Origin of the sequence: Pseudobacteriovorax antillogorgiicola, assembly GCF_900177345.1 — a bacterium.
In the GTDB taxonomy this organism is placed as follows: Bacteria; Bdellovibrionota_B; Oligoflexia; order Oligoflexales; family Oligoflexaceae; genus Pseudobacteriovorax; species Pseudobacteriovorax antillogorgiicola.
On sequence record NZ_FWZT01000033.1, the window covers coordinates 19,853 to 45,842 of the forward strand.

General features: G+C 47.8%; 24 protein-coding genes. 23 read left to right on the forward strand and 1 reads right to left on the reverse strand.

Features of this window, described 5'->3' with window-relative positions:
- The first annotated feature begins 29 nt into the window (after positions 1-29).
- The 7 genes from rocF to B9N89_RS28540 all read left to right on the forward strand — a co-directional run bounded on the left by rocF (position 30) and on the right by B9N89_RS28540 (position 7,195).
- A complete protein-coding gene (rocF, locus tag B9N89_RS28510) occupies positions 30-947 on the forward strand; it encodes an arginase (protein WP_132325528.1) in 918 nt (305 codons plus the stop codon).
- A gap of 16 nt (positions 948-963) precedes the next feature.
- Positions 964-2,058 (forward strand): tRNA guanosine(34) transglycosylase Tgt, encoded by a 1,095-nt coding sequence (tgt, locus tag B9N89_RS28515; RefSeq protein WP_132325526.1) that lies wholly within the window; start codon positions 964-966, stop codon positions 2,056-2,058.
- Between the two features lie 169 nt (positions 2,059-2,227).
- Entirely contained in the window at positions 2,228-3,346 is a 1,119-nt protein-coding gene (locus B9N89_RS28520) for a branched-chain amino acid ABC transporter substrate-binding protein (protein ID WP_132325524.1), read from the forward strand.
- 121 nt (positions 3,347-3,467) lie between these two features.
- Entirely contained in the window at positions 3,468-4,385 is a 918-nt protein-coding gene (locus tag B9N89_RS28525; protein ID WP_132325522.1) for an ABC transporter permease subunit, read from the forward strand.
- Positions 4,385-5,629 (forward strand): high-affinity branched-chain amino acid ABC transporter permease LivM, encoded by a 1,245-nt coding sequence (gene livM, locus B9N89_RS28530; RefSeq protein WP_132325520.1) that lies wholly within the window; start codon positions 4,385-4,387, stop codon positions 5,627-5,629. Before B9N89_RS28525 ends, livM begins: the two co-directional genes overlap by 1 nt.
- Before the next feature lies 1 nt (position 5,630).
- Positions 5,631-6,485, forward strand: coding sequence for an ABC transporter ATP-binding protein (locus B9N89_RS28535; protein ID WP_132325518.1), 855 nt, complete (start codon positions 5,631-5,633; stop codon positions 6,483-6,485).
- Entirely contained in the window at positions 6,485-7,195 is a 711-nt protein-coding gene (locus tag B9N89_RS28540; protein ID WP_132325516.1) for an ABC transporter ATP-binding protein, read from the forward strand. The genes B9N89_RS28535 and B9N89_RS28540 overlap by 1 nt, the downstream gene beginning before the upstream one ends.
- Before the next feature lie 328 nt (positions 7,196-7,523).
- On the opposite strand, the gene fliG is transcribed toward B9N89_RS28540, so the two are convergent.
- The gene (fliG, locus tag B9N89_RS28545) at positions 7,524-8,525 is read right to left on the reverse strand and encodes a flagellar motor switch protein FliG (protein ID WP_132325514.1); all 1,002 of its coding nucleotides are present in this window, start codon (positions 8,523-8,525) and stop codon (positions 7,524-7,526) included.
- 252 nt (positions 8,526-8,777) lie between these two features.
- Between fliG and B9N89_RS28550 the strand changes: the two genes are divergently transcribed.
- From B9N89_RS28550 to miaB, 16 genes are all read left to right on the forward strand, one after another.
- The gene (locus B9N89_RS28550) at positions 8,778-9,944 is read left to right on the forward strand and encodes a competence/damage-inducible protein A (RefSeq protein WP_159455707.1); all 1,167 of its coding nucleotides are present in this window, start codon (positions 8,778-8,780) and stop codon (positions 9,942-9,944) included.
- 20 nt (positions 9,945-9,964) lie between these two features.
- Complete coding sequence (gene lpxK, locus B9N89_RS28555) at positions 9,965-10,951, forward strand: tetraacyldisaccharide 4'-kinase (RefSeq protein WP_207912385.1); 987 nt, start codon at positions 9,965-9,967, stop codon at positions 10,949-10,951.
- Between the two features lie 125 nt (positions 10,952-11,076).
- Positions 11,077-11,760, forward strand: a complete 684-nt coding sequence (locus B9N89_RS28560) for a response regulator (protein WP_132325508.1) — start codon at positions 11,077-11,079, stop codon at positions 11,758-11,760.
- Positions 11,760-13,196: a sensor histidine kinase gene (locus tag B9N89_RS28565; RefSeq protein ID WP_132325506.1), complete on the forward strand. Its 1,437-nt coding sequence runs from the start codon at positions 11,760-11,762 to the stop codon at positions 13,194-13,196. The genes B9N89_RS28560 and B9N89_RS28565 overlap by 1 nt, the downstream gene beginning before the upstream one ends.
- A gap of 112 nt (positions 13,197-13,308) precedes the next feature.
- Complete coding sequence (locus B9N89_RS28570) at positions 13,309-14,241, forward strand: PstS family phosphate ABC transporter substrate-binding protein (protein ID WP_132325504.1); 933 nt, start codon at positions 13,309-13,311, stop codon at positions 14,239-14,241.
- Between the two features lie 11 nt (positions 14,242-14,252).
- Entirely contained in the window at positions 14,253-15,164 is a 912-nt protein-coding gene (gene pstC / locus B9N89_RS28575; RefSeq protein WP_200820813.1) for a phosphate ABC transporter permease subunit PstC, read from the forward strand.
- Positions 15,164-16,111 (forward strand): phosphate ABC transporter permease PstA, encoded by a 948-nt coding sequence (gene pstA / locus B9N89_RS28580; RefSeq protein WP_200820814.1) that lies wholly within the window; start codon positions 15,164-15,166, stop codon positions 16,109-16,111. Before pstC ends, pstA begins: the two co-directional genes overlap by 1 nt.
- Entirely contained in the window at positions 16,108-16,860 is a 753-nt protein-coding gene (gene pstB, locus B9N89_RS28585) for a phosphate ABC transporter ATP-binding protein PstB (protein ID WP_132325500.1), read from the forward strand. Before pstA ends, pstB begins: the two co-directional genes overlap by 4 nt.
- A gap of 104 nt (positions 16,861-16,964) precedes the next feature.
- Positions 16,965-18,767, forward strand: a complete 1,803-nt coding sequence (aspS, locus tag B9N89_RS28590; protein ID WP_132325498.1) for an aspartate--tRNA ligase — start codon at positions 16,965-16,967, stop codon at positions 18,765-18,767.
- Positions 18,768-19,700 carry a tetratricopeptide repeat protein gene (locus B9N89_RS28595; RefSeq protein WP_132325496.1) on the forward strand — a complete coding sequence of 311 codons (933 nt, stop codon included), beginning with the start codon at positions 18,768-18,770 and terminating at the stop codon, positions 19,698-19,700. It begins immediately after the preceding gene.
- 11 nt (positions 19,701-19,711) lie between these two features.
- The gene (locus B9N89_RS28600) at positions 19,712-20,095 is read left to right on the forward strand and encodes a RidA family protein (protein ID WP_132325494.1); all 384 of its coding nucleotides are present in this window, start codon (positions 19,712-19,714) and stop codon (positions 20,093-20,095) included.
- Between the two features lie 95 nt (positions 20,096-20,190).
- The gene (locus tag B9N89_RS28605) at positions 20,191-20,661 is read left to right on the forward strand and encodes a hypothetical protein (protein ID WP_132325492.1); all 471 of its coding nucleotides are present in this window, start codon (positions 20,191-20,193) and stop codon (positions 20,659-20,661) included.
- The gene (locus B9N89_RS28610; RefSeq protein ID WP_132325490.1) at positions 20,618-21,937 is read left to right on the forward strand and encodes a hypothetical protein; all 1,320 of its coding nucleotides are present in this window, start codon (positions 20,618-20,620) and stop codon (positions 21,935-21,937) included. The genes B9N89_RS28605 and B9N89_RS28610 overlap by 44 nt, the downstream gene beginning before the upstream one ends.
- Positions 21,938-22,122: 185 nt before the next feature.
- Complete coding sequence (locus B9N89_RS28615) at positions 22,123-22,731, forward strand: NADPH-dependent FMN reductase (protein ID WP_132325488.1); 609 nt, start codon at positions 22,123-22,125, stop codon at positions 22,729-22,731.
- Between the two features lie 240 nt (positions 22,732-22,971).
- On the forward strand, positions 22,972-24,525 hold the full coding sequence (ffh, locus tag B9N89_RS28620) for a signal recognition particle protein (RefSeq protein ID WP_132325485.1): 1,554 nt from the start codon (positions 22,972-22,974) through the stop codon (positions 24,523-24,525).
- Positions 24,526-24,538: 13 nt separating this feature from the next.
- On the forward strand, positions 24,539-25,951 hold the full coding sequence (gene miaB, locus B9N89_RS28625; RefSeq protein WP_132325482.1) for a tRNA (N6-isopentenyl adenosine(37)-C2)-methylthiotransferase MiaB: 1,413 nt from the start codon (positions 24,539-24,541) through the stop codon (positions 25,949-25,951).
- Positions 25,952-25,990: the final 39 nt, after the last annotated feature.

The following is a 25,990-nucleotide window of genomic DNA, read 5'->3' on the forward strand; positions in this document are numbered from 1 at the left end:
TGACATAAACATTAATCAGTGGGGTCCCGATGACACACGAAAAAGCCATTGAAATTATTGGTGTGCCTTCAGATTTGGGTGCAAATATGAGGGGAGCCTTGATGGGCCCTGCCGCCCTGCGGATCGCTGGCCTGAAAAAGAAGATAGAAATCCAGGGCTACAAAGTACGCGATATTGGCGATCTATTCGTCCCTGTGCGCGACTCCCTAAGCCAAGAAATTCAAGATGAGAAGTTTCTTCAGCCTTTAACCCAGATCTGTGAAGATCTGTGCGGCAAGACCCACAACGCGGTTCAATCAGGAAATATTCCTCTAGTTGTCGGCGGCGATCACAGTATTGCAATTGGCACCATCTCTGGTATCGCAAAGCACCACAAGGAACAAGGTGGGGAACTCGGCGTAGTTTGGGTTGACGCTCACGCTGACATCAATACCCCTGACTCTTCGCCTTCTGGCAACATCCATGGGATGCCGCTAGCGACCCTCATGGGTGATGGCCACCCTGAACTTTGTAAAATTGGTGGTGATGGCCCCAAGTTGAAACCTGAAAATGTCGCTCTTATTGGTATTCGCACCATCGACGACGATGAAAAGCGAGTGCTCAAAGCGAGTGGTGTGAATTACTATTCAATGCGCGATATCGACGAGCGTGGAATGTTTCGGGTGATGAAAGAAGCAATTGAAAAAGTTTCCGCCAATACCAAAGCACTGCATGTTTCATTCGATATTGACGGAATCGACCCCCGCTATGCGCCAGGAGTTAGCACCCCTGTGAGTGGTGGTCTCACATTGCGGGAGGCACATCTTCTTCTCGAAATGCTATATGAAACCAAAAAGCTCGGCTCCCTTGAGTTTGTTGAGCTAAACCCATATACCGATGTCGGAGCGCAATCAGCCAACCTCACCGTTGATCTGATTCTCTCAGCTCTTGGCAAATCGATTGTCTAATGTGAAAGGCGATCCCATGTTCAAGGTTCACAAAACTGATGGCCGAGCCCGGCTCGGCCAGATGACATTGGCCCACGGTGTGGTGAATACACCGATTTTTATGCCAGTCGGAACGGTTGGCTCGGTCAAGTCTTTGGTGCCTGAAGATCTTAAAACCCTTGGTGCTGAGATCATATTAGGAAACACCTACCACCTTTATCTTCGCCCTGGCCTCGATGTGATTCGTCATTTCAATGGCCTCCATAAGTTTATTCAATGGGATAAACCGATTCTCACTGATAGCGGTGGCTTTCAAATATTTAGTTTGGGCCAGCTCCGGAAAATCACTGAAGAAGGCTGTGTTTTTCAAAGCCATATTGACGGCAAAAAAATCAACCTAACCCCAGAGCTTGCGGTCGAAATTCAGGAAACCATTGGCGCTGATATCCATATGGTTCTCGATGAATGCACACCCTACCCTGCCACTCCAGAAGAGGCTAAGCACTCTATGGAGCGCTCACTACGCTGGGCAAAACGATGTCGGGAAGTAAAAAGCCGGGATGAACTTTGGCAGTTCGGAATCGTGCAGGGCGGTATGTATCATGACTTGCGCAAGCAAAGCTTGGAAGGGCTTGGTGAGCTGGGTTTTGAAGGTTTTTCGATCGGTGGTTTGTCGGTGGGAGAGCCTAAGCCAGCGATGCGAGAAACAACGGATTTTTGCTGCGAGCACCTGCCGGAAGATAAGCCTCGCTATCTGATGGGAGTGGGTACTCCACTGGATATTATTGAGTCGGTCAACTACGGTGTTGATATGTTCGACTGCGTGATGCCAACACGGAATGGCCGAAACGGAACCCTGTTCACCTCACTTGGTAAAGTCAATATTAAGAATCAGAAGCATCAGTTTGATGAATCGCCATTAGACCCTGAATGCTCTTGCTATACGTGTCAGAACTTCTCACGAAGCTACCTCAGGCACCTTTTTATTGCGAAAGAAATTACGGCACTCCGCTTACTTACCTTACATAATCTAACCTACTACCTACATTTGATTCACGATATACGGGATGCTATTAGGGAAGATCGATTCCAAGATCTCTTGAAGCATCATCAGCAGTTATGGGACAAGTAGCAGTTTGCTTTCACGGGAGACTCGCTTCAGAAAGTCTCCCTACTGCCTTAATTTTAGTTAACCCACCATTCTGAGTTTCGCCCCTTCGGAAAATTGCTAGAAATTTTGGGCCGGCCTTTCTATAACAAGGGCAGCTTTTCAACACTAGCAAGACTCTTGAGGACTTTTTATGCGTACTATTCTCAAACTCATACTTGGTTTGGCCTTATATTTTAGCAGTCATGCCCAAGCAGAATCGAAAACCATTAAGATCGCTGTCGCTGGTCCTCACACCGGGCCATACGCCGCGTTTGGTGAGCAAATGCTAAAAGGCGCTGAAAAAGCAGCTCAAAACATCAACAAAGCTGGTGGCGTCTTAGGAAAGACCCTTGAAATAGTCAAGGTCGATGATGAGTGTAAGCCGATGGGTGCTGTGAATGCTGCCAATGAAATTGTATCCAAGTACAAGGCCAATGCTGTTGTCGGGCATTTCTGTTCTGCATCGACCATTCCCGCATCAAAAACATACATGTCCCATAACGTTATTATGGTGACTCCAGCATCCACGAACCCTAAAGTTACAGAACGTAAACTTCCTAACGTTCTCCGGATGTGCGGCCGCGATGATCAACAAGGCCAAGTTGCAGCTCGATTTATTTCCCAGGACCTAAAAGCGAAAACAGTTGCTATTGTACACGATAAGACCACCTACGGCCGTGGCTTAGCAGACGCAATGAAAGAGAGTCTAAGTAAGGTTGCACCAATGGTGAAAGAGGCCCTATTCGAGGGTATTACTCGCGGCGATAAAGACTTCAATACTCTTGTGACTAAAATCAAAGCAAAGCAGGCAGATGTTGTATACTTTGGTGGTCTCCATTCGGAAGCAGGCCCCTTACTCAAGCAAATGAGGCAACAGGGGCTCAAAGCCCACTTTGTTTCCGGTGATGGGATTGTTTCCAATGACTTCGTTACAGCAGCAGGCGGCTCCCAGTTCGTTGATGGCGTCTATGTAACCTTTGGTCGCGATCCCTTAAAGTACGACACTACTAAAAATGTGGTCGCAAGCTTTAAGCAGGATGGCTATAAGCCTGAAGGCTACACACTATATGCATATGCTTCAGTGGAAGCCATCGTTGCCGCGATGCAATCGACTAAAAGCACCAAAGGGGTAGCCCTTGCCAATTGGCTAAAAACCAACGGTAGCAATACGATCATGGGGCCGAAAAAGTGGGATAAGTTAGGAGATCTGACCAAGAGCGACTATGTGATTTACCGTTGGGACGATAAGGGTAACTACAACGAAATCTAAACTTGAATTCCTACCATTTACACTTGATGAAAAGCTATTGCAGCAAGCTAACTGCTGCAGGCTGCCTTACATCTCTAGCCTATTCTAATAATAGGTCAGCACACTACCCACGGAGACACATATGGATCTCTATACCATTGGTCAACAGCTCATCAATGGCTTGGTTCTAGGTTCCACTTACGGTTTAATAGCGGTTGGCTATACGATGGTCTATGGAATCATAGGAATGATCAACTTCGCTCATGGTGAAATCTATATGATCAGCGCCTATTTAACTGCCATTTGTCTCGCGGTCCTCACCTGGATGGGCATAACATGGATTCCGATCACGATTCTCCTAGTTTTATTTGGAACTATCATCTTTACCAGCATCTATGGGTTTGTGATCGAGCGAGTAGCCTATAAACCCTTGCGAGGCTCGTCGCGACTAACACCATTGATCTCAGCCATCGGCATGTCCCTTATCCTACAGAATTACGTGATGGTCAGCCAAGGAGCGCGAAACCAAGCTGTTCCAACCCTTATAGAAGGGGCGATTACCATTGGATCTGAACAGCACTATCTTAGAATCACCTACGTTCAGCTTGGAATGATCGTCGTTTCGTTTTTAGCTATGGCCTTACTTACTTTTATCATTGGCAAAACCTCCCTGGGCAGAGCCTGCCGCGCGACACAGCAAGACATGATGATGGCGCGCCTTCTAGGAATCAATACCGATAATATCATTTCAAGCGTTTTTGTAATTGGTTCGATAATGGCAGCCATCGCCGGCCTCCTCATCACGTTTAACTACGGGTCATTCGACTTCTATATCGGTTTTAAAGCTGGTGTTAAAGCCTTTACTGCAGCGGTTCTCGGCGGAATCGGTTCCCTCCCTGGAGCGATGTTAGGCGGCATCATCTTAGGAATGTCCGAAGGCTTGTTTTCAGGCTTTGTTAATAGCGATTACAAAGATGTATTTGCCTTTTCCCTACTTGTAGTTTTCTTGATATTTCGTCCCAGCGGATTGCTTGGTCGACCTGAGGTTGAAAAAGTCTGATGAATTCTAATTTATTTGTTTCCATGAGGCATGCGATGCGATCTGCTTTAATTTCGGGCCTATTTGCCCTTGCTGTCTTTGGGCCAATTACAGGCCTTGTATTGGATGGCTATGACTTCAAAGCGCACCCCACGCGGCCTTTTATTCTTGCCACTTTAGTCTTAGCTGGTTCGTTCGTTTTCAATATCATACGAGGCCTAGGGCCTCAGCTTTCTGTAGGCATGACCAAACGTCCTCAGTTGAAGCTATCGCGACCGCAGCAAAGATCGCTTCTTGCTGGCTTACTAGGCCTCGCTATCGTGCTACCCTTCATCGGTCAATCTTGGATTACAAGCCTTAACTTCGCTCTAATATATGTTCTTCTCGGACTTGGGCTCAACATTGTCGTTGGACTTGCTGGCTTATTAGATTTGGGCTTTGTCGCCTTTTATGCAGTGGGAGCGTACGGCTACGCTCTCGGCAATCATTATCTGGGACTTGGCTTCTGGGGAGCGATTCCATTCGCAGCTGTCACCGCAGGAATCATGGGTGCAATTCTGGGTTTTCCCGTATTAAGGATGCACGGTGACTATCTCGCGATCGTGACCTTAGGCTTCGGCGAAATCATTCATCTTGTTCTCGTGAACTGGGTTGATTTTACAGGAGGGCCGAGCGGCATGGAGGCCCCACCTCCAACCCTCTTCGGAATGGAGTTCAATGCTTGGTCCATGACGGGTGCACCTTTGTTCCATGAGGTCTTGGGAATCGAGTTTGATCCTTCTTACGGCAAAAGCTTTATCTACTTTAGCTTATTAGCTTTTGTTATCGGCGCTTGTTACTTCTGCATACGCCTCAAGGCGTCTCCCTGGGGACGAGCTTGGGAAGCTCTCAAGGAAGATGAAATCGCTTGTCGCAGCCTTGGCATCAACCACGTGACAGTCAAGCTATCTGCTTTTTCCTTGGGAGCTATGATTGGTGGTGTTGCTGGTGTTTTTTTCGCAGGAATTCAAGAGCTCGTAAATCCTGACTCTTTCACATTCTTTGAGTCCGCAATCATTCTTGCCATCGTTGTCTTGGGCGGTATGGGTTCCATTCCTGGGGTCATCCTTGCAGCTATCACCCTAAGGATGCTTCCCGAGGTTCTTCGAGATTTCCAAGAGTATCGCATTCTAATCTTTGGGGTTCTCATGGTGGCTATGATGATTTGGCGACCCAGCGGTTTGGTGAAAACTAAGCGAAAATCTTATGCGAAGCTAGAGGTTTGATATGGACGATATTTTAAAGGTCGATTCCCTAGGAGTAAGCTTCGGTGGCATCAGAGCCCTTGACCAAGTGAGTTTCGAAGTTGCAAAAGGATCCGTTACAGCCATTATCGGGCCGAATGGTGCTGGTAAGACCACTGTTTTCAACTGTCTTACAGGATTTTACAAGGCTAGTGATGGCAGAATTCAGTTCCAAGATAAGAATCGAACTCACTCCATTGAAATAATACTTGGGCAGCCTTTTACTCTCCAGGACTTCGTGAACCCAATTTCGTTCGGACGAAAACTATTTTACAAAATGTTTGGTGGCTCCCATCAAGTAGCGGCACTAGGCATCTCACGAACATTCCAAAACATACGGCTATTTAAGGACATGACAGCCATCGAGAACTTGCTAGTTGCCCAGCACCGAAGCTTAAACAAAAATATTCTAGCAAACCTTTTCAATACCAGGTCTTTTCGAGATTCGGAGGCTCAGGCCATAAAGAAAGCCAAAGAGTGGCTAGCAATCGTGGGTCTTACTGCCGATGCGGATCGTCTCGCTGGAGAGTTACCCTACGGACACCAGAGACGCTTAGAAATCGCCCGAGCCATGTGTACCGATGCCAAGCTTATCTGCTTGGATGAACCAGCGGCGGGGTTGAACCACAATGAAACCAAAGATCTATCTAACCTCATCAGTCGCCTGCGCACAAATCATAATGTAACCGTATGTGTGATCGAACATGATATGTCTCTCGTCATGGAAGTTTCCGACCACATTATCGTTTTAGATCACGGCAATGTAATCGCAAGAGGAACTCCTACGGAGATTCGTAATAATCCCGTTGTTCTAAAAGCTTATCTAGGAGAAGAGTAATGGATCAAGGGGTTCTAACAATCGATCACATCAATGCATCCTACGGCCCCATCCAGGCTCTTCATGGAGTTTCTCTAACCATTAAGGAAGGGGAGATTGTCAGCCTCATCGGTTCCAATGGAGCGGGAAAGTCTACGCTTCTCATGAGCATATTCGGCAATCCCAGAGCTCAAGGGGGAAAAGTGCGCCTCTTCGGCGAAGATATTACCTCTTTACCAACCCACCAGATCGCCAAAAAAGGCATTGCTCTCGTGCCAGAAGGCAGACACATCTTTCCTAAAATGACTGTTGAAGAGAATTTAAAGATGGGCACAATTGTCAATCAAGGTAAATATGAGGCGGAAGGGCTAGCTCATGTATACGAAACATTTCCTCGACTAAAGGAACGAAAGGACCAAAGAGCAGGCACCCTGAGCGGTGGTGAGCAACAGATGCTGGCGATAGGTCGCGCCCTCATGAGTCGCCCCAAAATCTTACTACTCGATGAACCGAGTCTCGGCCTAGCCCCGATTATTGTAAAGGACATTTTCAGGATATTAAAAGAGATCTCAGCTACTGGAACCACGATATTTTTAGTCGAACAGAATGCTAGCCAGGCCCTCAAAATTGCTCATCGAGGGTATGTGCTTGTGAATGGCAAAGTCAAGTTGAAGGGGAACAGCGCTGATCTATTAAACGATCCGCAAGTAAAGGAAGCCTACCTGGGTTGAGAGTTGGAAAAGACTTCGATTGCTGCGTTATGCTTGGAATAAAAAATCCTCACGTACCATGGTACGCTCCGGTTTTTTATTCCAAGCAAGCCTTGCACTCAAAGCCTTTTCCAACTCTCAACGCATCAACGCATCACCTCAAGGTAAACAAAGGCGAGCCACGAGCAAAGCGAGTGCGAGCACAAACAAAAAATCCTCACCACGCAAAGGCAGGGGAGAAATGAGGGGAGAGCAAGGCGCGAGGGAGGCGAGGACCGGAGTTTACCCAGGTAAATGAGGACCGGAGCCGACCGAGCAACGCAGCTATCGCCTCATTTCTCCCCTGCCTTTAAACGAAGGCGGCTTCTCCGCCTTGTGCTATGATTATTTTGCCTTCTTCTTCTAGTTTGCGAGCAACTTGAACAATCTCAAACTGCATCGATTCAACATCAGACAACTTCACAGCCGACATCGCCTCCATATCCTCCTTGAGCATCTTCGCTGCCCGCTCCGACATATTTCGGAAGACCAAGTCTGTTACCGCCTCAGAGGCTGTCTTCAAAGCAATCATCCACTGCTCAGGCTTCACATTCTTTATTATCTCTTGAATTCCACGATCGTCGATCTTCGCCAGATCATCAAATACAAACATAAGCTGCCTAATTTGCTCAGCGAGATCTGGATCACGTTCTTCCAAATTGTCAAGAATTTGCTCTTCCGTAGCTTTGTCGATCAGGTTCAACATCTCAGCAATTGGTTCAACACCACCAATTTTCTGGGATGAAATGGAGCCCATAGCCTGAATTTCGTTTCTGAGAACGTCATCAATCTCATCAATAATTTCCGGAGCAACAGCATCGAGATTTGATATGCGCAGGATAATCTCTGTATGAAGAGCTTCTGGTAGCAACTTAATCACCTCTCCACACTTTCCGGGATCAAGGTGAGCTAGAATTAGGGCAATGGTTTGTGGATGCTCATTCCGAATAAAGTTTGTCAAAGTTCTAGGATCGATCAGCTCCAGGGCATCAAGATTAGCCGACGAACCCAAAGCGAGCTGCTCAATCAGGTCATCAGCCTCACCGCCCTTGAAGGCACTACCAATAACCTTCATGGTGAAGTCGTTTCCACCGTAGAAGAACTTCTTGTTCTGTTGGAGGATCTCGTAGAACTCCATCATGATCTCATCGATCACTTCTTGCTCTAAGCGTCCCAAGCGACTCATCGCACTACCGATACGCTTGATTTCAAACTCGGTCATATTTTTGAAAATTTCGGCCGAGATTTCTTCTCCAAACGAGAGTAGCAGGATCGCAGCTTTTTGGGCACCTGTGTACTTATTGGTTGCCATAGCACACCTTTCTGAACAAGTTTGATCAAAGCGATGGATCGTGAGGCCTGAGGGGCCTGAGAGTCTGGGACTGTATCCGTGGAGGACCACGGCTCCACTTTCTATTTTATGAAATTTTGACGCCCTCAGACAACGTTAAGACCGTCAAATTTGCAATTACACACTTGGGCAAAGTTCAGGTATAACAGTATTTCCCTTGCATTCAGGGGCTGTAGGTCAGCCCTAAAAATGTTGCCTAGAAAGAGTGTTTCAATGAAAGCAGCCGTACTAACAATTGGTAACGAAGTTAGCTCTGGACAGATTGTCAATTCCAACGCAGCTTGGGTTAGTCAAGAATTGGAGCACCTTAAGATAGAAGTGATGTCTCATCTAACAGTGCAAGACGATCACCGCCAGATCCTTGACGCCATAAACTTTTTGACTCCCCATGTTGAGATTCTCATGATCACCGGAGGCCTTGGGCCCACGCGAGACGACCTTACTAGGCATAGTGTCTGCGCATGGCTAGAAGATGAGCTCACATTTGATGAAGAGTCTTGGCAACGAATTGTGGCACGGCTTACCGAGTTCGGGGTTCCAGTCGTTGAGAGCAATCGACAGCAGTGCTACTTTCCCAAAAGCAGTCGTATTATTTCTAACGCAGCAGGTACGGCCAATGCATTCTATGCTTTTAAGAACGGTGTTCATGTTTGGTGCCTGCCAGGCCCACCTCGCGAGATCAAAACTATCTGGCGAGACCACATCGGGGATCAGTTGGCGCAAGACATTGCACAGGGTGTTCAAGGCCTTAGCTTGTTTCGGTGGCACTGTCTTGGCCAATCAGAGTCAGCCCTTGGGGAGATCGTTGAGGAAGCCATCGCTGGCAGCACTCTGACCAGCGGCTATCGGCCACACATTCCATATGTGGAAGTTAAAATATGGTCTCCCGATCAAGACCTCGGAATCAACAAGATCTATTTGGAACGCTTGGAAGCGGCGATCCGCCCCTGGCTGATAAGCAAGGACGACAACGATATTGCATCAAAACTAGTCACCGAAATCCTTCCCGAGTATCCAGCTGTTAAAGTCTTCGATCTAGGTAGCTTTGGAGTCTTAGCTGAGCGCATGGGTCGCGCTACTCAGGAAGGCCAAGGTCCTCATTTTAGTATCTTAAGTCAGTGTCAAGAGGATCGAGAGTTTGCCAATGAAACTGTCCTTAAAACTCTCGAACTCGCCGATCCTGAAGTGCTTACCCTTTCCCTAGGCGCATTGAATTCCAACGGGGCTTGGACGGTTGGTGTTGCTTTCGATGGCTTTATGAAAACCACAGTTCTTGAATCTCCATTTAAGCCAGGCAAGCGTTTAGACCGATTTCGTAAGCTACAAGTAGAAAAGACTATTTTCACTTGGACTCAACTTCTCCAAGATATCAAAGGCTAATTGTGAATATTCGCCTTCTTATGTTGCCACTAAGTTATCTATATGGCCAAATCCAAGCATTTCGCCGAACCTTGTTCGATCGCAAGATTTTGACGAGCCACCGACTGCCTAACCAGGTGATTTCTGTCGGCAACTTAGAGGTCGGCGGCACTGGCAAATCCCCGGTAACTGTGGCGATTGCCAATTACTTGCTTAAGCAAGGGTTTCATCCTGTAATTGTTACCCGAGGCTATCGATCAGGGCTTGACGCAGATGATAACGCAGTCCTATTAGATCGCGAACTTGTCTTGACTCCCCAATCCGGTAAGGATTTTCATGCCGATGAAGCTCGGATGCAATCTGCGCTTTTACCCAGTGTTCCAGTCATTATCGGTGCGAAACGAATCGATGCGTGTCGTCGCTTTCTGGCTCACTTTCCAGAACCTACCCATTGGCTGCTAGACGATGGTTTTCAGCACTGCCAGATCAAAAGAGATCTCGATATCGTATTGCTAGATGCGGATCGTCCACTAGACAATGGGCACGTCATCCCTTGTGGGCGTTTGAGAGAGTTTCCAGGCACGCTTGAGCGGGCTGATATCATCCTCCTAACGAGAGCAAGATCTAACCAGGTGCCTCCAGTACTTCAAAACTTTCGTGATCGCATTCGCTTCAGTACGTTTGAGCATAAATCTCTCAATGTGGTTCACTCCAGCAGAAGTGGCGAACCATTTCCAACCCAAGATCTTGCCGTTATTACGGGGATAGCGAAGCCCCAAAAACTATTAACAAGCGTTCAAGAGCTAGGCCTCGGCATAAGCCAAACTCACATAGTCAGGGATCACGAGCCATTTAGATTAAGAGAGATTAAAGATAAGATAAAGAACTGCCGTGCAGTGCTTACAACTGAGAAGGACTACTTCAGAGACCCCAGTATTTTCGATGAGTTAAGTATTCCTGTCGCGACCCTTCCCCTCAGCGCAGATATCCAGGAAATACACAAAAGTCTGGTCCTTTCTGCGACTTAGATGCAAGCCAATATAGCGCGCCTATTTTTCCACATTTTCCATGGGTTTTCCTTTGCAATTAATAGATAGGTGGCATATAGCTAGTGCGAATCAAAAATAGCATTTGAACCTTTGCGAGGTAAAACGTGAAGAGATTGCTTGTCGTAGAAGATGATCCCGATATTCGAGAACTTTTGAGATACAATCTTACCCGAGAAGGTTTTGAAGTTTTACAGGCAAACAATGGGGCTGAAGGCCTAAAAATGGCCACAAGCGAAGCGGTCGATTTGATCATACTCGATCTCATGCTTCCACAACTCAGCGGCATTGAGGTTTGTAAGAAACTGAGAGAACTGCCAAACACCAAGTCCGTCCCCGTAATTATGCTAACCGCTAAAGGGGAAGAGACAGACATTGTGTTTGGACTTGGCGTTGGCGCTGATGATTACATGGTCAAACCGTTCAGCGTTAAGGAACTCGTCGCTCGCGTCTACACCAGACTTCGTACGATTAAAGCTGAGGAGAGGGAAGAGGCAGACGTCATCCGTCAGGGGGCGGTTGAAGTTGATCGGGCCAGGTTCCAAGTTAAAGTGGACGGCGGCCAAATCCCAATGACACTTGCTGAGTTTCGACTGTTCAATGCTCTTATTTCACGGCCAGGAATCGTTCTTTCAAGAGATCGATTGCTTGATGCTGTCACCGGCGGTGATGGGGTTCTCATAGACCGCAATATTGATGTTCATGTTCGCTCTATTAGAAAGAAACTTGGCGAATCGCGGGATCTTATCCAAACAGTACGCGGCCTAGGCTACAAGTTTAAGGAACTTTAATGCTGATGTTTCGGTCTCGTTTCTTCTGGCGCAACCTTCTTTCTTACGCCATTGTTATAAGCTTAACCACATTTGTGGTTAGCTATCTCCTCACCGTTCGAACCGAAGAATTTGTTAAAAGCGATAGCAAAGACATGCTCCTAGAGAAGCTCACGCTGATCGCTCCCATATTAAAAGATCGCAATCGTTGGCACCCTGACCAGCTCGCCGAACTGTTTGAATCAGCAGCTAAGAACACTGATACCCGGATTACAGTGATCGATAGTAGCGGGCATGTACTCTTCGAATCAGAAGTGAATCACATCAACTTTCAAAACCATATCGATCGCCCCGAGATCGCCCAATCTATGAACCAGCCTTGGGGGACAGCAGTCCGATCCAGCGATACTCTTAAACTCCCTATGCTTTTCGTCGCCAAAAAAATCACTAGTGGCGACGACCATGTGTACCTGCGCTTTGCTTTACCGATGTCAAAGCTCGATAAACGCCTTGAAGACATTCGCTATGTTCTAGGAATCGGCGCTTTGGTGGGTATGTTTGTTTCACTATTGATTGCTTTGTTTTTAGCCAAACGAATCACAAGACCTATATCTGCCATCACTCACGTGGCGGAAGCGATCAGTCGCGGCAACTATAACGCTCGCCTACGACACCTTCCTAAAAACGAACTCGGTACTCTTGGCAAAGCCATCAACCGACTGGCGGAAGCCGTACAAGCCAATATATCAAAACGTGAGAAGATGGAGCAGATTCGTCGAGAATTTTCTAGCAATGTATCCCACGAACTCAAAACGCCGCTCACATCTATCAAAGGTTACGTTGAAACTCTTATCGAAGGCGGCGCTTTAGACAGCAAAGATGATGCCAAACGATTTCTTAAAATCATCGAAGCAAACATAGAGCGCATCACTTCACTGGTAACAGATCTACTGCGACTATCAACCATCGAAGCTAATCAAGGCCTTATTTCTCTTGAATCAGTAGACTGGAAACCAGTTATTAGTGAAGTCTTAATGAGACAAGAAATCAACCTTAAGAAGAAGAGCATTCGATTTAATCTCAATGCCCCCGATTCAATTTCAAAGGTTATGGGGAGCCGTAAGGCGATGACTCATATTCTCGATAACCTTCTACAAAATGCACTTAACTACACTCCAGAAGGTGGCTCGATTACAGTCGGACTAACTCAAAAAACGTCCCAGGTCGTGCTCACAGTAGAGGATACAGGTATAGGTATTTCAAAAAGGGATCAATCCCGAATCTTTGAGCGGTTTTACCGAGTTGATTCGGCGCGATCTCGTGATGATGGCGGCACCGGACTTGGCCTTGCCATCGTCAAGCACCTTGTCATTCAGATTCAAGGAACTATTAATGTTCAAAGCGAATTGAACAAAGGCTCTATCTTTACGGTAACTCTTCCAACGCCTCAAACATAAGCGAGATGCCGGTTTTATTTGCTGTTCATTGATAGTACATTTTAGATGATTTAGACGTAAGCAGTGTGCCAGCTTGCAATTAGACCAAGGTTTACAAATAAGGAGTACTTGTATGAAGCTTTCCCATCTTTCACTAGGCATGTTTCTCACCATGTCTTTCGCTAGCCCAGCCATCTCCGCTGGTAAGCTCAAAGGAACCGTTAAGCTCGATGGTTCAAGTACCGTTTTTCCTGTCGCTGAGGCAGTCGCTGAAGAGTTTCAGAAGGTTCAACCAAGAGTTCGGGTCACCGTCGGGCTTTCCGGTACTGGAGGTGGATTCAAAAAGTTTACATCTGGTGAAACTGACATCAGCAACGCTTCCCGTGAAATCGCTGAGAAAGAAGAAAAGTTAGCAGAGAAAAATCACGTAAAATACATCGAAATTCCCGTTGCTTTTGATGGTGTTTCTGTTGTTCTTCACCCTAAGAATGAATTTGCCAAAAATCTCACCATGTCAGAGCTAAAGAAGATCTGGGAGCCCAACAGCAAGGTAAAAACTTGGAAAGATGTGCGCAGCACCTTTCCGAATGAACCGATTAAACTCTACGGCCCTGGCGCTGATTCAGGGACCTTCGACTTCTTCACCGAAGCTGTCATGGGCAAGTCCCGCCGCTCTCGATCAGACTATGTATCTAGCGAAGATGACAATGTTCTTGTTCGCGGTGTCAGTGCTGATCTCTACTCCATGGGCTACTTTGGATACGCCTACTACCAAGCTAACGAAAGCAAGCTAGGCCTGGTCTCTGTTGCAGATAAAGGTGACAATTATGTAACTCCTACCCCTCAAACCATCGAGAGTGGCAAGTACGTTCTGGCTCGACCTCTATTAATATACGTTAGTTTGAAGGCTGCACAACGAGAAGAGGTTGCAAAATTCGTAGAATTCTTTATTGAGAATGCAGCAAGTCTTTCAAAGGAAGTTGGCTACGTCCCCCTTCCTAAAAAGACTTACGAGAAAGCACTAGCTGACTTTCGTAAAGCCGTAAAATCCAGCCAATCTCACTAGGGAGAATCAAGGTGTCAAGCCAGCTCTGGGTCAAGAACCGTCCCCTTCAGAAGTTTCGTGAAGGACTCGTCACAAAAGCCTTGCTCGGCTGTGCCCTGGTTTCGATCGTCACGACCATCGGAATCAATGCCGTCTTGCTCTTGGAAAGCTTCCATTTCTTTGAAGAAATCTCGATCTCTGAATTTTTGTTCACGACCCGCTGGGCGCCTTTATTCGAGCCTCGATCCTTCGGGGTCCTTCCGCTCATCTCGGGTACACTCCTGGTAGCGGTGGGTTCTCTCATGGTGGCTCTACCCCTCGGGCTGGGTATTGCCATTTACTTGAGTGAATATGCATCAAGTCGATCCCGCTCTATACTTAAACCTATGCTGGAAGTTCTCGCAGGAGTCCCTTCCGTTGTTTATGGCTACTTTGCTTTGACGACGGTCACTCCGTGGCTTAGGAGTATGTTTCCAGGTGTCGAAGTTTTTAATGCGGCGAGCGCAGCCATCGTCGTTGGGATTATGATCCTGCCGACCATCGCTTCCATATGCGATGATTCGCTGGCAGCAGTTCCAAAGGCACTCCGCGAGGGTGCCTTTGCTTTAGGTGCTCGTAAGTTTGAAGTTGTGACTCAAGTCGTAACACCAGCTGCTCTCAGTGGAATTTTAGCATCGTTTATTCTCGGTTTCTCCCGCGCTATCGGAGAAACCATGGCTGTTACTCTAGCAGCGGGTGCCACACCACAAGTTACCGTCAACCCGTTTGTAGGCATTCAAACCATGACCGCCTACATAGCCCAAGTGAGCTTAGGGGATACACCACATGGTTCGATAGAATACCAATCTATTTTTGCTGTTGGCCTGCTGTTGTTCCTCATGACTCTAATGATGAATCTTGTATCCCAATATATCGTCAAGACCTTTGCGAGGAGATATGAGTAATGACTCAGCAAGCGGATACTCTATCTAATAGGTCCTTAGGATCTAGCGAGACTACACAAGGAGACTCCATGGCCTCGGAGCGAGGTTTGTTCCAACCCAAACATAATACCCGGCGCCTGAAAGAGCGTGCCTTCCACGGAATCATAGCCTTGGCTACATTCGTCGCCCTCGGCACCCTATTTGTGCTTTTGGCAAGGGTCTTTGAGGAAGGCTGGCACTGGCTTGACCTTCAATTTCTTGACAGCTTTCCCTCTCGTTTCCCAGAGAAGGCTGGTATCAAATCAGCGATCTGGGGTAGCATCTGGCTCGGCGGCTTAACGCTTCTATTCTCAGTCGTATTCGGAGTCGGTGCTGCCATTTACCTCGAAGAGCTTTCTCCCAAGAATCGCCTGAATCGCTGGTTAGAAGTTAACATTGCAACCCTAGCGGGTGTACCGTCAATCATCTACGGTATGTTGGGCCTCACACTCTTTGTTCGCTTTATGAATCTAGACCGATCTGTTGTTGCTGGAGCGCTTACTTTAAGCCTGCTGGTCATGCCAGTGATTATTATTGCCACCCGGGAAGCCCTGAAGAGCGTTCCTGACAGTATCCGGCTCGGAGCTGCTGCCTTGGGCTCAACTCGCTGGCAGGCTGTGAGAGATCACGTGATACCTTCTGCACTTCCAGGGATTCTGACTGGTATCATTCTAGCCATGGCACGTGCTGCAGGGGAAGCCGCACCATTGATTATGATTGGTGCACTCACTTATGTCGCCTTCACTCCTGAAGGACCACTGGATGCTTTTACTGCGCTACCGATTCAAATCTTTAACTGGACTTCAAGGCCACAGGTTGAGTTCCACGAGCTTGCCGCAGCTGGCATCATTGTGCTCCTTGGGTTCCTAATAGTATGTAATTCATTGGCGATTATTCTACGCCTCAAGTGGAAGGAAGAGAAACGATGAGCACTCCCGTATTGCAAACCAAAAACTTATCGTTGTCCTACGGAGACTCGCAGGTCGTCAACGATGTGAACATCGATTTCAAGGAGAAGTCGGTCACAGCGCTCATTGGGCCATCTGGTTGTGGTAAGAGTACTCTATTGCGCACTCTCAACAGAATGAACGATTTCATCGATAGCTTTAGCATCGCTGGGGATGTTCTATTCCGAGGAACCGACATCTACAATAGCCCCATTGACGTCACCGACTTTAGGCGCCAAGTAGGCATGGTTTTTCAGAAACCAAACCCCTTCTCTTCGTCTATCTACAAAAATATCACCTGGGGTCCTAAGATTAACGGCTACCAAGGAGATATGGATGAATTGGTGGAAACATCCCTGCGTCGTGCTTCCTTATGGGATGAGGTTAAAGACAAACTGAATAGCAGCGGTCTCGCTCTATCCGGTGGTCAGCAACAGCGGTTGTGTATTGCCAGAGCCATTGCCATGGACCCTGAGATTATCCTGATGGATGAGCCATGTTCAGCCCTTGACCCTCAGTCCACCTTAGCTATCGAGCGCTTAATCACCGAGTTGCAAGAAAAGTATACCATCATCATCGTAACCCATAACATGCAGCAGGCGGCTCGGATCTCAGAGTACACGGCCTTTATGTATAATGGCGATATGGTGGAGTACGACGACACCAGCAAGGTTTTCTCGACTCCGGCGAACCAACTTACTCAAGACTACATTGGTGGACGCTTCGGCTAGTCCTCCCTAAAGCGCGGCAATACCGCGCTAGGCTTCCCGCCTAATATGTGCCATCATTGCTCTACAATCATCACAAAGATCAAGTAGAGCATGAGGCTACCTCCATGAGCAAGAGTTGGACAAGAACCCACCACTTGGGCGAAATTTCTGAACGTAGCATTGATGAAACTGTCACCATCATGGGCTGGGTCCATCATCGTCGAGACCACGGCCACGTGGTTTTTATCGATCTACGTGATCGCTATGGTGTCGCTCAGCTGGTGCTCGATCCAGCAATATCTCCCGACGCCCATCAGGTTGCAGAGTCATGTCGTCATGAATATGTTTTAGCAGCAAAGGGAAGAGTTCGGCGCAGACCTGATGGTATGGATAACGATAGTATCCGCACAGGCGCGATAGAAATTGAAGTGCACCAAGCTAAGATTCTTAACCCTTCGGCCACCCTCCCGTTTCAAATCCAAGACCAGTCAGAGACTCATGAAAACATCAGGCTCAAGTATCGCTATTTGGACCTTCGTCGCCCCGAACTTCGCGACGCGCTCGTTCTAAGAGCCAAGGTTGCTAGCAGCTTCAGAAGGGCTCTCGAATATGAGCGTTTCATGGAGATAGAAACTCCGTATCTCTATAAATCCACTCCAGAGGGAGCACGAGAGTTTTTGGTACCTTCTCGTATTCATCCGGGCTCTTTTTTTGCTTTGCCTCAAAGCCCCCAAGTCTTTAAGCAAGTTCTGATGGTGTCTGGCTTCGATCGCTACTACCAAATTGTCAAATGCTTCCGCGATGAAGATCTAAGGAGCGACCGACAGCCAGAGTTTACCCAGGTTGACTGTGAGCTTTCATTTGTGGGCCAAGAAGAGGTCATGACTCTGATGGAAGAGATCACGACTCAAGTCATCAAAGACGTTAAGGGGCTAAGCCTTCCGCCATTCAAAAGAATATCCTATACCACTGCAACGGAGCGCTATGGCACCGATAAGCCAGATTTGCGCTTCGACCTGCCCCTTGTCGACTTAAGTAGCATTGCTTCGGATACTGAGTTCAAAGTATTCAGCCAGGCAATCAGCCTCGGAGGCATCATTAACGGTCTTGTTGTTCCCGAGAACTGTGGCAATTTGAGTCGAAAAGATATCGATGCCCTTACAGAAATAGTGTGCCAACATGGAGCTAAGGGGTTGGCTTGGGCGAAAGTCAAGGAGGGTCAAGGAGTCGAAAGCTGGCAGTCACCCATTGCCAAATTTGTGGGAGATCAGGCCATTGCAGAGATAAACAAAACTTTGGGCCTTAAGCCTGGTGACACCATCTTTTTCGGAGCCGACGACTACAAGACTGTAAAGCAGTCCTTGGCCGCTTTAAGAATCGAACTTGGTAGGATCTTGCAGCTTTACAACCCTCAGTCTCTTTGTTTTGCATGGGTTACAGACTTCCCTTTGTTTGAAACCCTTCCGAATGGAAAGCTTGCAGCATGCCATCACCCCTTTACCTCTCCTCTGGAAGACGATATACCTTTACTGTCAGCAAAGCCTGAACAGGTCAGGGCTGCAGCCTATGATCTAGTCTTGAATGGACACGAAATAGCAGGTGGCTCCATTAGAATTCACGATGCTAACCTTCAAAACCAAGTGTTCCAAACCCTTGGTTTATCACCGTCGGAAGCAGAGGAAACCTTTGGCTTTCTTCTCGAAGCTCTTCGTTATGGCGCTCCTCCCCATGGAGGTATTGCCTTCGGCCTGGACCGTCTGGTGATGATATTGGCAGGGGCTACGTCTATTCGAGATGTCATAGCTTTTCCCAAAACGAATAAAAGCTCGTGCTTGATGACATCCTCACCCCAGGAAGTCAGCAGCGATGAGCTTCGCGACATTCATATCCGCGTTCAGAAGATGAGTTTGAACGCCAAGGAGACGTAAATGCAACAATGGTTTCAATTCCCCATGGGGCCAACCACCCGCAAGTATATTGGTATTAGCGACCAGCAGTACAAAGGTGATTCCGAAGGTCATCGCGAAGCCGATGCAGCAGGATTTCAAAGCGACCTCCTAGCTTTCATTCCAGATCGTCGCCCCGATACCATTCTCGATCATGTAGATTTGATCGAGGAGCTTACTAACATGGGTATGAGTCAGGCTGCTGTATCGCTTTATGAAAGCCACAGCTTTCCAGAGGCTACAGAGAACTTTCGAGCCATGTTGGCAATTGGCTCGGCATACATGATGGAATCGGACCTAGAGCAAGCTGAGTTGGCGCTGCGAAAGGCTCAAGAGCTTGAGCCTAGTGAATCGTCTCCTTACGTCAATCTTGCCAGTCTTTTTTATGCTCAGCATAAAGATCAAGATGCCCTCGTCTGGGCCAAGGCAGGACTGAGTGCAGAGCCTAATCACCATCGCCTTTGGGAAACCATTGCATCAGTGTTTATTAGCTCAGACCAACCAAGCGCAGGCGAGAAGGTGCGAGACCTGGCCGAGGAGCATAATTCCTATGCAGGGCTGTCTCTAGCTGCCCATCTGATTGCTCCAGACGACCCATTGTTCAAGGCTCAACTACTAGAGTTGCCGTTTGAATCTGGGATTCGCGATGAGGAGTACCTTGTCGAGTATACAGCAGCACTAGGCTTGGCCCAGCAATTCGAAAAAATTCCCAATATCATGTGGCAGCTGGAACGGGTAGAAGGCAAGAAGGCCTCATGGAAAATAAAATCTCACGTTGCTCAGGCTTTCTTTGCCTTGGACCAAGAGGACGAAGCAAAAGAAATCATTGGTCAATTGGAAAAAAATAGCGATACTCCTCAGGGGATCCTGCAAGACCTCAAACAGACTTATGACCAACAATTCACCGCACCCTAGGGAGAATACTTATGTCGATTGAAACCATCTCAACCGAATCGGCCCCCAAAGCCGTTGGCCCTTACTCACAAGCAGCTTGCCACGGGCCATGGATTTTTTGTTCGGGCCAGGTGCCTCTCGACCCTCAATCTGGCTCACTCATCGAAGGCAATATCCAGGAGCAGACACATCAGGTCATGAAAAACTTGCAAAATGTCCTGGAAGCAGCGGGAGCCAAGCTCTCCGACGTGATAAAAACAACTATTTATTTGCAAGATATGGAAAACTTCAGCAAAGTAAACGATGTTTATGCTGGATATTTCACTCCACCTTATCCAGCACGAGCAACTGTTGAAGTCGCTAGGCTGCCATTAAATGCTGATGTTGAAATTGAAGTGATCGCTTGTCGCAGCTAAGCCAGAATTCAGAAATTTGAAATCGTTGTAGTTCAAAAACTTGACGGCCTGTGCTAACCTTTTTAGTGAGCCAAACTGAATTATTAGGGAGAATCATGTACCGCAATAAGATCATATTGCGCGTGGCCTTGCTTCTGGTTCCCATGATTGCGGTGATTGCCGTAGGAAGCCATCAAATTAAGGCGGCCTTTTACAACCCTGTCCTAACTACCTATGTCGAAATTGATGGCGTAAACTATGGAGCCTTCGACCAGATCGATGGCCTGCAGCTCTTCGCCGAAGACGGATACCCAGATACTGACGGGGATACTTATCAAACCGTACGCCTATCGAGAGAGTTTGTAACCGATCCATCCCTATACCTATGGGCAAAAAATCGGATGCAGCGCAAGATGGGGCTGCAGGATATCCACCTGATCACCGAAGATGAAGATGGCAACGTTGTCTCTCAGTTGGTTCTGCAACTTTGTCAGCCCTTATCTTGGTCGGTAGAATCTACTAATCCGTCGCTCGGCGGTTTCAATGAGACGATTGATTTTGCAGTTCAAAAAATTACCAGCTTTTAAGTCGTGCCTGAGAGCCATCGCAGTTAGCACCCTGCTGACATCTTGCGAAATGATCAGTTCCCAGCCCTTTCAGGAAGTCCCAACCCGTACTCTAGTCTACTTTGATGCCAACGAGTCGTCGTTTGTCATGGTCGACCCCGACCAATGCCCAAAAAGCATCGACCAGATGTTTTTCGACTTTCGCAGCCCTTACGGCCATCACAGGGGGAAGATTAGTTTTCCCAAGGAAGGTGGAAACACCACGACCATCGAAATAGATGGTAAAAAACTTTGGGGGCAACAACCTCCTCTCTTCTCATCCGAAGAAACCCAACAGATCTGCAACGAAGCCCAGCAGGGTAAGGCCAGTGTCAAGCTTGAGGCCAAAGCTCTCCAGGAGCGATTTGTAAACCTGCTTCGGGAAGCTGCCCCATTCTGCCATTTTGAATATCGAGATACAGGATTAACATGCTTGCTACCTAGCTTGAGCGCAGTTCAAGGTAAGGAAAAAATTAAGGAGCTTGAGAAGGATCTGTTCCGGTTTCGCCAAAGGCACCCATATGTTCTTGCCCGGCGGGTTGCCCTGACTCGTAAGCTCCATCGAGCCTTGGCAAACCCGAAGCCCGAGCGATTGCAAGAACTCTGCTCCATTGTGTCGCTTTCCAAAAAGCTGGAGCTGCCGGTTTCTATGACACCTGCTCATTGGCAGAAAGCCCTATGTGCCCAAGAGATGCCCACTGAGCAAATCAACCAGGCTCTGGCAGCCAGCTTTTATGACTCTTATCACGAACTCCATAGCCTTCTAAAAGCCTTCAAGAACACCCGAACAGGAGTGCTCACATTGCGCCTGCCTCAGGATCAGATTCCCGGGAAAGACTTTTGGGTTATCCTAGAGCCACAGACTATCCAAACAGAAAGCCCAGAACTGTCCACATGCTTCTGGCACCCACTTTATCAGGACGATCTATCGCTTATTCTCTTTAACAATCTAACAGGGCGGGAAACAAGCCCTCAACTTGAGTGCCAGCTTCATTCCGGCTTATCTAAAGAGGATCTAGCCCAACAGCTAAACGACCATATTTCGTTTAGCGTCTGCAGTGAAACCGAATTTGCCATCAGCAACGGCCGAGGGAAGGTTCTAGCCCTACCGCAAGGGACCTATCGTTATAAGCTACGCCAACACTCAGGATTGTTTTCTTCAGAACTCAGTCTCGCACCAGAAGATGCCACAACTTTATCGGAAGGTTCGATTCAGTGGTCGCGACGACGCCCTTACCCGGTTATCAGGTCTTTCTGAGCCTTGCCTCTCCACCCACATTCGATTTAGAGTAGGCTTCAGCAAGCCAGGCAGACACTTGTTAGGGCGAAAAGAGCCTTAAGGTAAGTAGCTCTTGAGCTTTCCTCTTACGGCTGAGCCCATGAGAGACAATGCAGAAAACAGTAAGCGACAGAATTCCATCGATTCTAGTGAAGGAGAGATTCTTGAAAATAACGATCGTTAGTGGTAGCCACCGAACCCCATCGCAAAGCTCTCGTATCGGAGGCTATATCGAACAGCAGCTAAAAGATATGGACCCATCACTCAAAACCTTCCATTTTAACTTAGGCGGCAACCCTCTTCCTCTTTGGGACGAAAGCGTCTGGAGCGGTGGTGAAACTTGGAAAAAGTCATGGAGCCCCATTGCCCTGGAGTTGCAAGAATCGGACGCATTTGTCTTCGTCGTACCAGAATGGGGTGGAATGGTGCCTCCTGGATTCAAAAACTTCATGCTTCTCTGCAGCAATAAGGAGCTAGGGCACAAACCAGCTTTGCTCGTAAGCGTATCTGGGTCTCGAAACGGCGCTTACCCCATCGCCGAACTAAGAATGACAGCGAGCAAAAACAACAGGGTGGTTTTCATCCCTGACCACGTTATCGTCCGATCAGCGGAGCACGTTCTTACGGACAAGGTCGCAGAATCGGAGGAGGATCAGTATCTCCGATCCCGCCTTCAGTACTCTCTCAAGATACTAAATCAATATGGCCTATCTCTAAGAGCGGTAAGAGAGAGTGGGGTTGTGGACTTCGAATCCTTCCCCAATGGGATGTAATATTCTAATATAATTAAAGTAAATTGAGTTAGGCAGCATTTCATGAGAAACTGCTGCTAGCCCATCGCTCGCGCTCCGTAATTTCTCTTTTGACTCATCACCTTTAAAACGATATACGCATAGTTTGCTATATTTACTGTGGTCTATGTGTGTCTTACCATGCCCTTTAGACGCCCAATCGGGGCCATCATAAATACGCTAGATTGATCGACGATTAAACAAATAACAGGAAGACGCCCAATGCTCGACGTAATCAGCAGTGGTTTTAAGGAAGCAAAGCTCAAGTTCAAAGGCAAGGCAACCCTTACTGAAGAAAATATCAAAGAAGCTACCTCAGCCATACGGAAAAGCCTTTTAGAAGCCGACGTCGAGTACGGGGTCACAAAGACCTTTATCAAAAGGGTTCAAGAAAAGGCCCTGGGCCAAGAAGTAACCCTTAAAGCTGGTAAGGCCCAGAGCAAGATGAAAGTCTCTCCTGCGGACCACTTCATCAACATCTGCCAAGAAGAGCTTGAGGGCCTCATGGGTCCTGTGGACTCGGAGCTTAAGTACGCTGTCAACCGCCCCACATCGATCATGATGGTTGGCCTGCAAGGTACGGGTAAAACGACCACCACAGGCAAAATCGCAAGCTTTCTAAAGAACCAAAAGAAACGCAAGCCGATGCTAGTCGCTGCTGATATCTACCGTCCCGCAGCGGCTCAACAGCTCAAAGTCCTGGGCGAACGCATTGGGGTTCCAGTCTTTCATATTGAAGGTGAAAACCCCGTTGTTATCTGTGAAGAAGCAAAAAAGAAGGCTTTCGAGTGGGAATGTGACACCATTCTTTATGATACTGCCGGCCGCTTAACCATCGATGAAACCTTGATGACTGAGCTAGCCGATATCAAATCATCCACCAGCCCAGATAACATCTTGCTTGTCTGCGACGCTATGATGGGTCAGGACGCTGTAACCACTGCTAAGTCATTCGATGAGCTGCTAGAGATCTCTGGCGTCGTCATGACAAAGCTTGATGGTGATGCTCGCGGCGGTGCCGCTCTCAGTATCAAAGAAGTCACCGGCAAACCGATTAAATTCTTGGGTATGGGCGAGGAATTGGATCGCCTCGAAGAATTTCGCCCGGAAGGGCTTGCGAGCCGCATCCTAGGCATGGGTGATGTGGTCGGCTTGATGCAAGACTTCGAACGGGTGGTGGAAGACGATCAAGAAGATCAAGCCATGCGCATGCTCCAGGGGCAGTTTAGCTACACCGATTTCTATAAGCAGATCGAGATGATTCAAAAGATGGGATCACTCAAAGACTTGGTTGCCAAGCTACCCATGCAAGACATGTTCCCCCAGGGAGCTGAGGTCGATGATCGCGAGCTACTCAAAATCAAAGCTATGATTAGCTCTATGACTAAAAAAGAACGCCTGGGTGCAGACAACCTTGACCAGAGTCGGATGCAGCGCATTGCCAAGGGTTCTGGTCGTGCCGTAAAAGAGGTGCAGGAGCTTCACCAAAAGTTCACTGGCATGAAAAAAATGATGAGCATGATGGGCAAAAACATGGGTGGCATGATGGGCAAGATTCCAGGCATGGGAGCACTCAACCAGATGAACAACATGCGCAAGATGGCCAAGGGCGGAATGCCAGGCATGGGTGGAATGCCGGGAATGGGAGATTTATCCAGCATGCTCGGCGGCGGTGCTGCAGGAGGTGGCTTAGCGAAGCGACCAGTCGACCGCGATAAACAAAAGAAGATGCGAAAAGCGGCTAAAAAAGCTCGAAAAAAGAATCGCAAGAAATAGTAGGAATAAAAACATGACAATCAATCAACCAGCCGAATCCTCCGTGCCCAAGAAGAAGGTCCTTATCGAGACCTGGGGCTGCCAGATGAATGTCGCTGACAGCGAAAACATGCTGAACATGCTTCAGAAAGAGAACTACGAGGTGACTGATAAGGCCGAAGATGCTGATCTGGTTCTTCTCAACACCTGCCATATTCGAGAAAAAGCGACTCATAAGGTTCTCAGCCGCCTCGGACGCCTAAGGGAAATCTCTAAGGACAATAACCCAAATATGAAGATCGCTGTCGCAGGATGCGTGGCTCAAGCTGAGGGTAAGAAGCTCATGGCTAAAGCCGACAACATCGACATCCTTCTCGGCCCAGGTAAAATAGATGACCTACCTGAACTGTTGGGGCAACAGGAGCAAAGCGGCAAAAAGGTGATGTCAGTCGGCTTTCGACCAAAAGCGCAGGGTACGGCGAAATCAGAGCTAAAGTACTCCCAAACCACGGAAGCCAAGCCGACTATTTCTGGCAAGAGCGACATCAGCCGCTACATCAACATTGCTCAGGGTTGCAACAACTTCTGTACCTTCTGTGTGGTTCCCTTCACCCGTGGCCGCGAAATCTCGCGACATATCGACGAAATAGTCACAGAAACGAAAAACCTTGTCCAGGAAGGGGCAAAGGAAGTCACCCTGCTAGGACAAAACGTCAACAGTTACGGTTTGGATCTAGTCGAACAATCTAAGTTAGAGCCGTCAGCAGCAGGGCCATTTGTCGATTTGCTAGCTGCCGTTGCTGAAGTGCCAGGACTTGAACGCCTCCGTTTTACCACATCCAACCCTCATGACTTTTCGAAGCCTATCGCAGACCTTTTCGGGGCCCAGCCTAAGTTGGGGCGGTATATCCACCTTCCCGTTCAAAGCGGCAATGATGAAGTCTTAGAACGGATGAAGCGCAAAGTTACCGTCGCAGAGTACTGGGAGCGGGTTCATTGGCTACGTTCTATCGATCCAGAAATGGCTATTTCCACAGACTTAATCGTTGGCTTCCCTGGAGAGACGGACGAGCAATTCGAAGACACACTAAAGCTTGTAGAAGAGCTACGCTATTCGTTCATCTTTGCTTTCAAGTACTCACCTCGCAAGGGAACTGCAGCAGCTCGTTTCCTTGATCAAGTTCCCGAAGAGGTCAAATCTGAGCGGCTCGCACGCTTGAACGACCTACAAAACAGAATCACAATTGAATTAAATGAGCAGGAAATAGGTCGTAAGCGAAAGGTTCTGTGCCACTACGAAAGCAAAAAAGAGCCCGGGATATTCTATGGTCGTACAGAGCAGTTTCGTCTCGTTCGAATTCCATCTGGTCGCAACCTAGTGGGACAGATGGTTCATGTGGAGATCATTGGCGCTAATAAGACTGCATTGGTGGGAAAGCTGGTTTAGTAACCGAAGCCACATCTAACGACACCTGATCGTGCAAGC